This window comes from Mycoplasma anserisalpingitidis (assembly GCF_007858495.1).
Lineage (GTDB): Bacteria > Bacillota_I > Bacilli_A > Mycoplasmatales > Metamycoplasmataceae > Mycoplasmopsis > Mycoplasmopsis anserisalpingitidis_A.
In genome coordinates, this window is sequence record NZ_CP041663.1 from 429,678 (window position 1) to 444,205 (window position 14,528).

Genomic DNA, 14,528 nt, shown 5'->3' on the forward strand with positions numbered 1-14,528 from the left:
TTTTTTATGGTTTTTATTACTTTTTTAAAAAATAATTTGATTATGAGTAAATAAAAAAGTCAACCTAAGTTGACTCAATTATTGATTGATTTTTCTATTAATAATCATCATTGTATTCATTTTCATCATCAGAATTATTGTCATAAATTTCATCAAGTGAAATTGTATATTCATCATTTTCTGATGAATCGTATGGACTGAAGTTTTCAAAATCTTCAAAATCTTCATCAATATCAACACCATTAAAATCTTCATTAGTAGGATCATATTTTCCTTTGAAGTATGATCTAGGATCACGGATGTCATATTTTCCTTTAGCTTCATAATTAATATTTGTACCCGCAGGAATTTTATGTCCAAGAATAATATTTTCCTTAAGACCTTCTAAGTTATCAACTCTTTGTGAAATTGATGAGTTAACTAAGATTTTAGCTGTTTCTTGGTATGATGCAGCAGCTAAGAAAGATTCACTAAGAAGAGGAGTTTGTTTTGCTCCGCGAATTTTAACTTCACCATAAGCTGGTTTTTTACCTTGAGAAATTAAACGACCATTTTCTCTTTGATATACAAATGTATCAATTAAACTTCCTGTAAAGAAGCTTGAATCTCCTGGGTCAGTGATCATAACTTTAGAAAGCATTTGACGAATAATGATTTCGATATACTTATCTGAAATAGAAATACCTTGAAGTCTATAAAGTCTTTGAACTTCTTTAAGTAAGTAGTTTTGAACAGCTCTAGTGTCAACAGTTTCAAGTAATTCTGTTAAAACAATTGGACCTTCAACAAGTTTTTGGCCTGGAATAACACTATCTCCAACAGCAACTCTAAGTTTTTGTGAAACTTTAGCATTATATGTTTCTTTGATTGTTTCGTGTCCATTTCTGTGTGCAACAGTAATTAATAATGCATCAGTATCTCTACCATCTTTATCTTTAGCAATACTAATTCCAGTTACGATTCCATTGTGTTTTGAAATCACCGCCGGTCTACCTCAAGGTGAATCATAGGCATCGATTAATTCGATTAAACGACCAAATCCACCAGTAATATCTTCAACCCCAGCAACCCCTCCAGTATGGAATGTACGCATAGTAAGTTGTGTACCAGGTTCACCAATACTTTGAGCAGCCACAACACCAACAGCTTCACCAATATTTACTATTCTATTTGTAGCCATATCTTTACCAAAACATTTTTTACATACTCCATTACGTGTATGACATGAAAGTACAGAACGAATTTCAACTTCAGTAACTTTAGCATCATTAATAATTCTTTCGGCTAATTCTGGAGTAATTAATGTATTTGCAGCAATAATCAATTCACCATTTTCATCATAAATTGAACGGTTAGTGAATCTTCCTTCAATTCTTTCTGTAAGAGATTCGATAACTGTATCAGTTTTTGTGTCTTTTATGTCCTTTACAACAAAACCAAAGTCCGAACCACAATCATCTTCTCTAACAACAATACCTTGCGCAACATCAACTAAACGACGAGTTAAGTATCCAGATTTAGCAGTGTTAAGAGCAGTATCGGTAAGTCCTTTACGAGCCCCGTGGGTTGATGAGAAGAATTCATAACCAGTAAGACCGTCAAGGAAACTTGACTTAACAGGAATTTCAATAGTACTACGTACCACACGATCGTTTGCAGCATCGGCTTTAAGAACTTTGGTATTGTTACTCATAAGTCCACGCATACCAGCAAGTTGAACAAAGTTAGAGATATTTCCACGAGCTCCAGAAAGGAACATTGTGAAAAGTGGGTTACTCATATCTGACTTAGTAACTACCTTTAAGTCTGCTTCAATACTTTCTTTAACTTCAGATCATTTTTGAATTGTTAAAGTATAACGTTCATCATCAGTTAAGTATCCTTTTTCAAAGTACTCTTTAAGTTGGTTAGCATAAATTTCACCATCTTTTATTTTTTCCTTTGTTGATGGTACTGTTGTAACGTCGTTCATTGAAATTGTTGTACCAGATTTAGTTGAGTAGAAGAAACCTAAATCTTTAATTTTATCAAGAATTTTAGCTACTTTATTTGTGTAATCAAATCAAACTTTTTCAAGCAATTCAGTATAATTAGACACCGTTCATTCTTTAAGTTGACCTTTATTTTTTCTAGTTGTAATAACATCAATTTCTGCAAAATGTTTTTTGATTAACTTAGCAATTGTATTTGCGTGAACTTGATTAATTGCTTCGTTTTTATAGTCATATAATTCAGCACATTTAGTAAATAAATCTTTGTAATTTTCTCTATTTACTTCATTAATTACACTTGCAATGTCTTCCATTGTTACAATAGCAACATATTTTTCATATACTTTACGTACAATTTTTGCAATATCCTTTTTAGATAAAGCGGTATTAGTTGGTAAGTTTTTGATGTATTCAACAAAATTCACCTCGTAAGGTAAGGTATATTCATCAACATTATTTAAACTTGTGTGAATCTTTTCACTTTCAGATACTTTAACTTCACCATTAGAATCTGTTGTAACTTTTTTAGTTACTCTTTTACCAAAAATAAATTCAAAATCTGATGGGAAAGCATTATTAAGAATGAATTTACCTGGTGTAGAAATTACATATTTTTTATTAGGATTAAGTTGTAATTGATCTTTATTGACTTCCTTAATTGGTAAAACAACCCTAGTGTGTAGAGTAATATAACCACGCTCATAAGCATTTAACATATCGTTCATTGATGAATAATACGTACCTTCACCCTTAGCGTTTTCTTTTTCTAATGTTAAGTAGTACAACCCAAGAATAATATCTTGAGATGGGTTGATGATAGGTTCACCATCTTTAGGACCAAGAATGTTTTTTGAAGCAAGCATTAATTCACGCGCTTCACGAACCGCTTCATCAGAAATAGGAACGTGAACAGCCATTTGGTCCCCGTCGAAGTCGGCGTTGAAAGCTGTAGTTACAAGTGGGTGTAATCTTATAGCTTTTCCTCTAATTAAAACTGGTTCAAAAGCTTGAATTGAAAGACGGTGAAGTGTAGGAGCACGGTTAAGAAGAACTGGTCTACCTTCAATAGCTCTTTCAACATATGGTCAAATCATTGGATCAAGTGATTCAACTTTCTTTTTAGCAGCTTTAATTGAGTTAATTCCTTCATTAGATTTTATTATTTCTTTAATTACTCATGGTTCGAATAATTTAGCAGCCATTTCTCTAGGAATACCAACTTGGTGCATTTTAAGAGTAGGACCAACGACGATAACACTACGTCCTGAGTAGTCAACACGTTTTCCAAGTAAGTTTTGACGGAAACGACCTTTTTTACCTGTAATGGCATCACTAATAGATTTAAGAGGTCTTGAATCTTTAGAAACGACAGGACTAGGTTTTTTTCTAGCGTTGTCAATTAAAGCATCAACAGCTTCTTGAATCATACGATACTCATTTTGTTTAATCAACATAGGAGCATCAGAAGCATTTCATTTTTCTAAACGATTATTTCTAATAATAATACGACGGTAAAGTTCATTAATATCACTTGTCGAATGACGTCCACCATCAAGTTGAACAAGAGGACGTAAATCAGCAGGAATAACTGGTAAGTTATAAATTAACATACTTGTTAATTTTTGACCTGATTTTATGAATGAATTGATGATTGTAAGTCTTTTATATAACTTAGTTCTTTCTTGAACTTTAGTTCCAGTTAAACTTTCACCAGCTGGAATGCTGTTGTTAATTAATTCAATTTCTTCACTTACTTTTCTAGCTTCTTCTTCTAAGTCAATGTGAGTTAAAAGATATTCAATAGCTTGAGAACCTGTACCGATTTTAGCATTAGAATATTCATGAATAATATCATTGTATTCGTAGAAGTCAATACCATAATCTTTACCCATTTGTGAAGCAGCATATTGACGTAATTCGCTTAATGCAAGAGCGATATCTTCATACTCTTCAGAATCTTTTGGATACATATCAAGCATTTCATGAAGAACAGATTCATAAATACTTGCAGCCTCATTGATGTCGATAATTGTATTTTTCTTAAGTGCTTTAAGCCCACCGTCTTCAAGAACGATATGTGATTTATAGTAAATAAGTTTTTCTAGATCTGCTTTAGTAACAACTTTATTTGTGTCACTTACTTTAAGACCTAATAATTTAGAAATGATTGAGTGGTCAATTTTGAAGAATCAAAAGTGCACAACTGGATTGTGTAAGTGAATGTGTCCCATTCTACTTCTACGTGTAATTTTTGGAATAATTTTTGGTTTGTATTTTTCACATGCAGTAGTTTTTGAACAAACACTATTTTCATCACTTCTTTTATATTTAGTATTACAAATTGGACATTTATAGTCAGTTGTAGGACCAAAAATTAATTCATCAAAAAGACCATCTCTTTCAGGTTTATAAGATTTATAGTTAATTGTTTCAGGTTTAGTAACTTCACCATTTGATCATTCTAAAACATCTTCGTCTGTTGCAAGACTAAGAATGATTTTTTCAATTTTTTTAGATTCTTCAAAATTATTCATTATCTACCTCTCCTGATTCTAGGTATTGGAAGATATCATCATCTTCTTCCTCGTTATTTTTCTCTTTAAGAGTTAATTTCATTCCTAAACCTCTAAGTTCATAGCTAAGAACATTAAATGATTCAGGTGTACCTGGTTTAGGTAATTCTCTACCACTAGCTAAAGCACTATAAAGTAAGTTTCTTCCTTGAATATCATCAGATTTGTAAGTCAAGATTTCTTGTAGAACATTTGTTGCACCATAAGCTTCAATAGCTCATGTTTCCATTTCTCCAAATCTTTGACCCCCGTTTTGACTTTTTCCTCCAAGTGGTTGTTGTGTAATTAATGAGTAAGGACCAACACTACGACCGTGCATCTTATCGTCGATCATGTGGTTAAGTTTAAGCATGTACATAACTCCAACAGAAACTGGGTTGTCAAATTTTTCACCTGTAACTGGATCAATTAAAATTTGTTTTCCTGTTTTTGGAAGTCCGGCTTCTTCAAGAGCGTTTTCGATATCTTGTTTTTTAACACCATCAAATGAAGGAGTAACGAATTTTACACCAAGTTTACGAGCAGCCATTCCAAGGTGAAGTTCAAGAACTTGACCAATATTCATACGAGATGGCACCCCTTGAGGGTTAAGCATGATATCTACTGGTGTACCATCTTCAAGGTGTGGCATATCTTCTTCAGGTAAAACAATAGAGATAACCCCTTTGTTACCATGACGTCCAGCCATCTTATCACCAACTTTAATTTTTCTCTTTTGAGCAATAGAAACTTTAACAATCTTGTCAATACCATCTTCAAGAACATCACCAAGTTCTCTACTTAATACTTCAACACCTATAACTGTACCATTGTGACCGTTTTTAACTTTTAGTGATGTGTCTCTATCACTTGAAGGTCTTTGTTGTAGGATTGCCATCAATAATTTTTCTTCCTGAGTTGGATTTTCTTCACCTTTAGGGCTTACACGACCTACTAGAACATCACCAGGAACTACTTCAGAACCAACTCTAACAATTCCATTTTCATCTAAGTTTCTTAATGAATATTTTGAAACGTTTGGAATTGAAGCTGTTAATTTATCATCACCAGCTTTACTATTTCTGAATTGAATTGTTTGTTCTTCAATATGAATAGAAGTATAAACATCATCCTTAACAAGCTTTTCATTTAAGATGATAGCATCTTCGTAGTTATATCCGTTTCAAGTTGTAAAAGCAACTAAAACGTTTTTACCTAAAGCTAATTCTCCGTTTTTGAACGATGAACCATCAACGATTAATTCACCTTCTTCAACTTTATCACCAAGTTTTACAATTGGAATTTGGTTAATAACTGTACCTTGATTTGATCTTTCAAAGTTTCTTAAAACGTATTTATCAGTTGTTCCTTTATCATTTTTAATGTGAATTTTTTGTGAGTCAACATAAACAACCTCACCAGCATTTTTAGCCACTAAGTTGTATGCTGAATATTTAGCAATATCTCCTTCAATACCTGTTGCAACATAAGGAGCTTCAGCTTGAAGAAGGGGAACTGCTTGACGTTGCATGTTAGAACCCATAAGAGCACGGTTAGCATCGTCATTTTCTAAGAAAGGAATTGCACCAGCAGCTACCGAAACCATTTGTTTTGACGAAACCTCAATAAAATCTACTTCACTTGGTTTATCAATAACATAGTTATAATTATGTCTAATTGTGATTAATTCATCAACAATTCTGTTGTTTTCATCAACAGTTACTGATGATTGAGAGAATTTATATCCAATTTCTTCAGAAGCTGTTAAATATCTAACATCATTATAATCAATAACACCATTATTAACTTTAAAATAAGGAGTTTGTAAGAATCCCATTTCATTTACTTTTGCATATGTTGCGTAGTTTAAAATAAGTCCAATGTTTGGTCCTTCTGGAGTTTCGATAGGACAAATTCTTCCATAGTGAGTTGAATGAACGTCACGAACTTCGAATTGAGCAGTATCACGGTTAAGACCACCAGGCCCAAGAGAAGTAACACGACGTTTATTTGACACTTCAGCTAGAGGGTTAATTTGATCCATGAATTGAGAAAGTTTTGATGAGTTAAAGAATGTTTTCATTTGATTTGTGATCAATTTATTATTTGTAACATTTTTCGCCGTTACTTTTTCAGGTTCTTTAGCTCCCATTCTTTCACGCGTAGTTTTTTCTAATTTTGATAATGCTACATTTAATTGATTAGCTAATAATTCTCCTACAGAAACAATTCTTTTGTTTACCATTGAATCAGGATCATCATCAGTACCTATTCCATCAATTAAGTTAAAGTAGTAACTGATGGCAGCAACAATATCAGAAATTAATAAATGTTGTTCATCAGAACGTTGATCATTACCAATAACTAAAATTGGTTCAATACTTTCATCTTCTAAACTTTTTCTATTTGGGTATACTTTTACTTTAGAAATTTTGATTCTTTTAGCTAAACTCTTAGTTTGAGGAGTGATTAAGTTATAGTAAACCAATTCTGGATTAACATTTTCAATATAATCCATAGCTAAAATTTTCTCTTTGAATGATTTATTAATTTCTAAAGCTATTTCATGTGTAATAAGTGTTCCCTTAGTAAATAACACTTCACCACTTTTAGCTTTAAGATCTTCAGCTAAATATGTTCCAACAATACGGTCAACAACACTCAATTTGTTGTTTAACATATAACGACCTGTTGCTGAAAGGTTGTAACGTTTCTTATCAAATAAAATGTTTGGAATTAATGATTTTTTAGCATCAACAGAAATACGGTCACCTTTTCTTAATCATCTGAATAATTCTTCTTGACACATATCAATCATTTCTTCATCACTGATTTCAGGTGTATTAATTAACTTATCTCTGTTAAGTGTTTCTAACAATTCATCACTTGTTCCGAATAATTTTTTAATTGTTTCAGGCATAATACCTAAAGCCACTAAGAAGGTTGATAAAGCCACGTTTTTATTTTTGTCTATTTTAATTTTTACTGTGTCAACATTAGATGAAGTAATTTTGTGCGAAACTTCAACTCATGATCCAATTCTAGGTAAAATTTCTAATTTGTTAAAAAGGTCATCAGATTGCTTGTTACGAACACCTCTTCCGAAGTACGCACCAGGCGATCTAATCAACTGACTAACAACAACTTTCTCAGAACCGTTAATGATAAAGCTTCCGCCACTTGTCATTAAAGGGATTTCTCCAAGAAGAACTTCATCTTCTTTAACTTCTCCTGTACTTGTAATTTCACGCTTTAAAGTTGCATAAACTTTAGCAGAGAAATTTATCCCTTTAGCTTTACATTTTCTAATTTCTTCACCTTCACTGGTAATTTTTTTGTAAGGATATGCAATTCTTAAACTCTTCTTTACATAATCAAGTTTAACTTTTTTGTCAGCGGCTTCAATTGGATAATGTTCTAATAAAGCCTCTTCGATGTTATTTTTTAAGAAATTATCAAAACTATCTTTGCTAGTTGATAAGATATTAAAAACTGGAAGAGAATGCTTAGTTACTGAGTAATCTCTTCTTTGAGTATTTTTTCCGAATGTACTAATTCTGTAATTTTGATCCATCTTCGCTCCTTATAATCAAAATGTATTAAAAAAGTATTAAAAAATACTTTATTTTTAAAATACATATAAAGCATATAAATGATACCAAAAAAGCATTTTTTTTAAAGTAAAAATTTATTGTGTTTTTACCTATTTTTAAGTAGTTTTTCAACATTATTTTTTGTTAAAAATAACAATTTCGTTAGTGATTTAATGAAAAATAATTCTGAAAACTTTTGATTTTTAATCTTAAATTTAGTTATTGATTTTCTTATTTTACACATAATTACACAAAACTTATAAAGATAAATAAAAAAGCCATTAAGGCTTTCAATCATTTTATGACAATAATTAGTCGATTGATACTTCAGCACCAGCTTCAACTAAAGCAGCTTTAATTTGTTCAGCTTCTTCTGGTTTAATGTTTTCTTTAATAGCAACTGGAGCAGAGTCTACTAATTTTTTAGCATCCATTAATCCTACTCCTAAAAGGTCTTTAACTACTTTAATAACAGCAACTTTGTTAGAAGCTGATTTTAATGTAACTGTAACTTCTGATTTTTCTTCTTCAGCAGCTGCAACAGGACCAGCAGCAACAGCAACAGCAGCAGTTGGGTCAATTCCAAATTCTTCTTTCATTGCGTCTACTAATTCCATAATTTCTTTAATTGTCATTTCTTTTAATGATTCGATGAATGATTCTCTTGTTAATTTAGCCATAATATTATTTCCTTTCTTAATATTTTAATTATTTTATTATTCTGATTTACCTTCACTAATTAATTTAAGTGAAAGAGATACTTGTTGTAATGGTGCCATCATTGAACGAGCAAGAATTCCGAGTGCTTCTTCGTAGCTTGGTAATGTAGCAACATCATTAACACCTTTAGCATCAATAGCTTTACCTTCGTATGTACCAGCTTTGATAACCATAATTTTGTTATCTTTAGCAAAGTTAACTAATAATTTTGCTGCTGACATAGCATCATTGTGTGAAAAAGCAAAAATGTTTGGTCCTACAAGGTGATTTTCAAGTCCATTGATTCCTAAATCTTCAACAGCCAATTTAAATAAACGGTTCTTGTAAACTTTAATTTCAACACCAACTTTTTTAGCTTCTCTTCTTAGGTTAAGAAGTTCTTCAACAGTTAATCCACGGTATTCTGCAAAAGCAATTGCTTGAGATGCATTAATTTTATCTTTAATTTCGTTAACAACTTGTCTTTTTGCAATTCTTAATTTTGATTCAGCCATACAATCTCCTTTCATAATATATATAAGCAACACATTAAGATAAAGATTATAAATGATATACACTCGGTAACATTTTTAAGCTATGCCGTTACTGTCTTGATGTATTGCTAATTTATTATAATATAAAATATAAAAAACCCAAACTTTTTTATAGCTTGAATTTTCTTAAATCTAAAGTTAGTTAACTATTCTTAATTATGGTTGTTTTTTACATAAATTTCAAAATGAAATGGTCTTATTACATCACTAAAATATGAAATTCCACTGGTATAAATTATTTTTAAATCATCTTTAATTGTAAATTTTTTAGTCGAAATATATGGATTAAAAACAAAATAGTAGGTTTCATCATCAGTTGTAATTTTATATATAAAGACTTTTTCAGTAATGGGAGACTGGATTTTCATTTTTATTTCGCTTGAAATAATTAATTTTAATTTGAAATAAAAATTACTTAAAACTAAAATTTGTGTAAAGAATGTTTTTTCTAAATCTACATTATTCAGATAAGAATCAGTTTTTATATTTAATTTTTCAAAAACTTTTAATGAATTTTGACTATATTTTTCTAGATTAGGGATATAAACATTATAAATTGATTGTGACATCAATGCTTGAAGAGATAAAAAGCACTTAATTATTTCTATCTTATAAAACTTGGAATCTGAGAAATTATTAAATCGATTATTAATTAAGTCATCATTTAAAACAAATGATATTTTGTTTAAATATAATGATTCAATATTATTCATAAGATCTTCAACTTTTTCAAAGTTTGACAAATCATAAAAATAATCATCGAAATATGTTAAATCTAACATTAAGTTAAAAAACTCTTTATTGCTAAAATTATCCTTTATTACAAAATTAACGTTGTGTTTTTGTTTGATAACACCAAAAATATGGTTTATTTCTTCAATAAAACTATGTGGTTCTTGTTCTGTGTTTTTGCTGAATACCTTATAAAGATCATTTATTACAAAACCACTTGCCATAAAAGAAGTTTTTAAATACCCTACTATTTTTATTAGTGATTCTTTAAAATAACTTTGTCCATTTTTAGAGATTTTAAGTGTGAAGCTTTGTGTTTTAATAAAATCAATTAAATTTTCTTTAGTTTCTGAGTTGTTTTTTTGATATCAGAAATTACTTGAATCGATTGAATTAGAATTTAATTCAGCATATTCTAAAATTCTAGATATTCTTTTTTCAAATGAAAAAATTTCATCGACAGAAATACTAAAATAAACTTTTAATCCTGAAGAAATAAGTTTTCTACAAAAAATTTTTATATTTCTAATTATTTCAATTTTATTCTTAATTTGCTCTTGATTGTTAGAATATTCAAAATTAAGTAAATTATTTAATTTGGGGAAAACAATAATCGAAGCAGTATTTTCCATTATATTGACATTTTTTAGAAATGAAACTAAATACTCTCTGATAATATTTTTGTCACATGTATCAAAAATAAATTTGTTTAGTTCTATATATGTTCTATGATTTGAAATAAATTCGGTTTTTTTATTCTTGTTAGTCAATTTTTGCAAACTGTTTAATCAAGAAAGTTTCAAATTCTTTTTCAATTTCCGCTCCTTTATAAATAACTCTTTCTTCTAATTTTGCTACTTCTTTAATTATTTTGAGTGTTTTTTTATATCCATACTTATTGAACAATGAGTTGGCCTTTTTAATTCTAAATTCATGAATTTTCAAGTAACCGGACATTTGCATTGTTGTGAAATCCATTTTCTTTAGTCTGTAAACTTTATGAGCTAATGAAAAAATGCTATTTATTTGCATTAAAAGGGTATAATGTTCGACACCTTCTTCTATTTGTTGTTTATAATTTTTTCAAATTTCAGAGAAATTATATGACTCTAATGAGTTAGAAAATCCAAATATGTTATTTAAATTGTATTTTGGAATGCTTGAATTAAACATTTCTGAGGTTATAGTTTTGTTTTCTGTAAGCAACTTATCAATTTCACTAATAATTATCGATAAATTGTCAGGTAATATCTCACTCAAAACTACAGCATCAGCTTGAGAAATTGTTCCACCTTTTTGTTTTATATAATTAAAAATTGAACCTGGTAAATCTTTTTTTGATATTTTTTTCGACTCTATAATTTTCGCTTCATTAAGAATCTTATTGGTTAAGACATTTTTTTCTAATTTCGAATCATTTGTTACAAATATAATTTGATCATTTTGGTTTGAATCCAATAAATCAACAATTAAATCTAATTTTTCATTACTAATTTTTTTTGATACTAAACCCTCAAAATCTTCGATAATTATCAATCTATTTTGTTCAAACAAACTCAAAGACGAAAGAATTTCACATAATTCTTCAAAACTATTATTAGTGTCTCATCTATAAATATTTGAATCAGAAAATTTCTTCTTTAACTTGTTTAATTCATTTTCTATAAAATACGGCTCATCACCAAAAATACAATAAATCATATCTATATTATAAATTTTTATTTTGACTTTAGAGAAATTTGAAAATTTATTTTAACAACAGTTTTTTAGGTTATATTCAAATTATTAATCACTAATTTTGATATTAAAATAGTAAAAATTAAACATAAAACTAAATTTAGGTTTAAATGAAAATCCGTAGTCAAAGTTACATTAACAATGTTGAAAAAATTAAATATTAATTTAAAAAATAAATAGTAAAAATCAACAATGTCCGGAATAAATCAAAATATTAAGTTAAGTATAATTGAAAATTCAATCACAAAACTAAAAATAAAAATATTCAAAATAGATAAAATATTAAAATTATTTTGATTAGTTAAAGAAATTAATAATGAAAAACAATAACAATAGAAAAATATAGATATTTTATTCAAAAAAATCTTTTTCTTAGTCTTTTCAATTCTTCTAAAAACTAAAATCACTATTGTGATTAAATACGAATATCAAAAACTTATAGTGAAAATAAAAAACGGATTAATAATTAATGAAATTAATAAAGTAATAAAAACAACAAATAATTTTTGATTAACGAAATAGAACTTATCTTTTTCTCTTATTTTCACAAGGTTAATAAAATTTACTAAAACTATGTATATATAAGCTCTTAAAGTCGAAACAGAAAAGTTAACAAAAATAAAATAGATACTTAAAATTAGCAGCGGTAAATAAACATCAAAATTGAATTTTAGTCTTACAAATATTTTTTTAAAGATAGTAAAAATAATATTGAAATGGAAGCCACTGATGACTATCAAATGTACTATCCCTAAACTTCGACTAATATCTAAAATATTTGAATCACTATCATATTTTCCAAAAAGTAATGGTAAGGTCATGTTTTTATATGATTCTCTGTTGAAAAAATTTAAGTTAAAAAATCTTTCAATTCAACTTAAGTCAAATTCAATTTTAGAATAATTTTTTAGTTTTATAAATCCAAATACAAATTTTGAATATCAAAAATTTTTACTTTCATTATTAAAATTATTAATTGAAAATGTAGATAAAATTTTATCTCCTACATCAAAATCATAACTATTTCTAAAAAGAACATATCTCTTGTTAGAATATTCAATTAAATAATAATTTTGACTTTTAGAAATTATTTTTATTTCAGATTGAACTACCTCATTTTGATAGGTTGTCACAAAATGTTTTCAAACTAATAGTGATATAAATAATAATAAAACACTTATAACATTAACCAAAAATAACTTTCTTTCTTTAATAAATAATAAAGAGATAAAAACCATACAGAATAATAATAAAAGGTTAAAACTAAAGAATAACTTAACGAAAATGATTAAGTTAATTATTAAAAGCAAACTTTTTAATCTAATATCAAAAACTTTTTTAATTTTGTCAAAGTAGTCACCCCAACACCCCTTATACTTGCGATATCTTCCCAAGAAACCCTCTTATTAATATTTTTTTGTTTAAATTCTCATAATAATTCTGAGATTTTTTTAGTTATCCCACGATAGTAGAAATCTTGAAAACTATTGATTGAATTTCACGTTATTTTTGAATTTTCAAATGGAATGAAAATAGAAACATTTATTGGTGCTTTTTCTTCTAAATTAATATTAGATAAATCTGCTTGAGAAAGTACTTTAGCCTTAAAAAATAACTCTCTATACGTAAGTTGTACTTCTGAACTTATTTCATTAAACTTAACTGCCCCCTCAAGTTTATAAGTATAAATTTCTTGCTTATTTTCAGTCTTTTTACTTTCTATAAAAGAATTAGGAAAAACAGTATAGTAGACAACCGCACCACTAACAATAATAAAAATCAAAGTTATAAAAATATTCATTTTTTGTTTCACACTTATTTATGTCATAAAAAAATTAGTTGAACTAAAAAAGGAAAAAATAAAATAAAAATAGGAATTAATCCTATTTTGTGTTAATCTTTAGCATTTTGCATTGAACGCATCACTTGTCTAATTTGTGCTTCAGATGCTTTTCTACCCATTTGAGCAAACATAACTCTAATTTGTTTTTCAGTAATTGGTGGGTTTTCCTTAATTTGTTTTTGAAACATGTGTCTTACAACAAAAAATGTTATTATTCCGGTAAAGATGGCTGCTGCAATAATTGTACCAACAATCATCAACACTAATTGTCATACTTCAAACTGTACCATATATATCCTTTCTTTGTTAGAATGTATATTAATTATAACTTATTTATACTAGTTTTCTTAATATATTTATAGCTAACAGGAAAAATATTAAGGTTTTATTGTTAATATTTGGGTCTGGCAAAAATGTAGAGAATAATTTCTCCATACATTTTTTCCACCACCCATTATTAAATTATAGTCCATCTGATATTTTTGACTTCTAAATAGCTTTATATTAAGCAAATTACACAAAAACAATTTTAATAAATAAGCTTAAAATCTAAAATCTTAAGTGCTTTACAGTTGAAAAATAATTGAGTTTAACAAGTTAATTTAATTAAGATTAAAAAATGTCAACTAGATGCTAATTCATATTGATGAAAAATGTGTTATTTAGTAATATGAAATTTTTACCATCTCTAAATTTTTAATAGATTTATAATAAATAAAATATTAAAATTAAATTAGTTAAAAGATTGAATTTAGGAGAAATATCAAGTACAAAAAACAATGAATATAATCAAAATGAAACGATTAATAGGTTGGTTAATGCTACTA

At 28.1% G+C, this 14,528-nt stretch carries 9 protein-coding genes; all 9 read right to left on the reverse strand.

The genetic code is table 4. The features are described 5' to 3' along the window. Nucleotides 1–97: 97 nt before the first annotated feature. Nucleotides 98–4,525, reverse strand: coding sequence for a DNA-directed RNA polymerase subunit beta' (locus FOY43_RS01610; RefSeq protein WP_146308824.1), 4,428 nt, complete (start codon nucleotides 4,523–4,525; stop codon nucleotides 98–100). After that, a complete protein-coding gene (locus tag FOY43_RS01615) occupies nucleotides 4,518–8,117 on the reverse strand; it encodes a DNA-directed RNA polymerase subunit beta (protein WP_146308825.1) in 3,600 nt (1,199 codons plus the stop codon). Before FOY43_RS01615 ends, FOY43_RS01610 begins: the two co-directional genes overlap by 8 nt. 330 nt (nucleotides 8,118–8,447) lie before the next feature. After that, complete coding sequence (gene rplL, locus FOY43_RS01620) at nucleotides 8,448–8,816, reverse strand: 50S ribosomal protein L7/L12 (protein ID WP_146308826.1); 369 nt, start codon at nucleotides 8,814–8,816, stop codon at nucleotides 8,448–8,450. 36 nt (nucleotides 8,817–8,852) lie between these two features. Further along, nucleotides 8,853–9,350: a 50S ribosomal protein L10 gene (rplJ, locus tag FOY43_RS01625; protein ID WP_146308827.1), complete on the reverse strand. Its 498-nt coding sequence runs from the start codon at nucleotides 9,348–9,350 to the stop codon at nucleotides 8,853–8,855. Between the two features lie 191 nt (nucleotides 9,351–9,541). Continuing rightward, nucleotides 9,542–10,936 carry a hypothetical protein gene (locus FOY43_RS01630; RefSeq protein ID WP_146308828.1) on the reverse strand — a complete coding sequence of 465 codons (1,395 nt, stop codon included), beginning with the start codon at nucleotides 10,934–10,936 and terminating at the stop codon, nucleotides 9,542–9,544. Beyond that, entirely contained in the window at nucleotides 10,884–11,822 is a 939-nt protein-coding gene (gene holA, locus FOY43_RS01635; protein WP_146308829.1) for a DNA polymerase III subunit delta, read from the reverse strand. Before holA ends, FOY43_RS01630 begins: the two co-directional genes overlap by 53 nt. A gap of 65 nt (nucleotides 11,823–11,887) precedes the next feature. Next, complete coding sequence (locus FOY43_RS01640) at nucleotides 11,888–12,991, reverse strand: MAG0480 family ComEC-like protein (protein ID WP_162847759.1); 1,104 nt, start codon at nucleotides 12,989–12,991, stop codon at nucleotides 11,888–11,890. Nucleotides 12,992–13,173: 182 nt separating this feature from the next. Continuing rightward, nucleotides 13,174–13,659 carry an MAG0490 family ComEA-like DNA-binding protein gene (locus tag FOY43_RS01645; protein WP_146308831.1) on the reverse strand — a complete coding sequence of 162 codons (486 nt, stop codon included), beginning with the start codon at nucleotides 13,657–13,659 and terminating at the stop codon, nucleotides 13,174–13,176. A gap of 92 nt (nucleotides 13,660–13,751) precedes the next feature. After that, nucleotides 13,752–13,991, reverse strand: a complete 240-nt coding sequence (locus FOY43_RS01650) for a YneF family protein (RefSeq protein ID WP_146308832.1) — start codon at nucleotides 13,989–13,991, stop codon at nucleotides 13,752–13,754. Nucleotides 13,992–14,528: the final 537 nt, after the last annotated feature.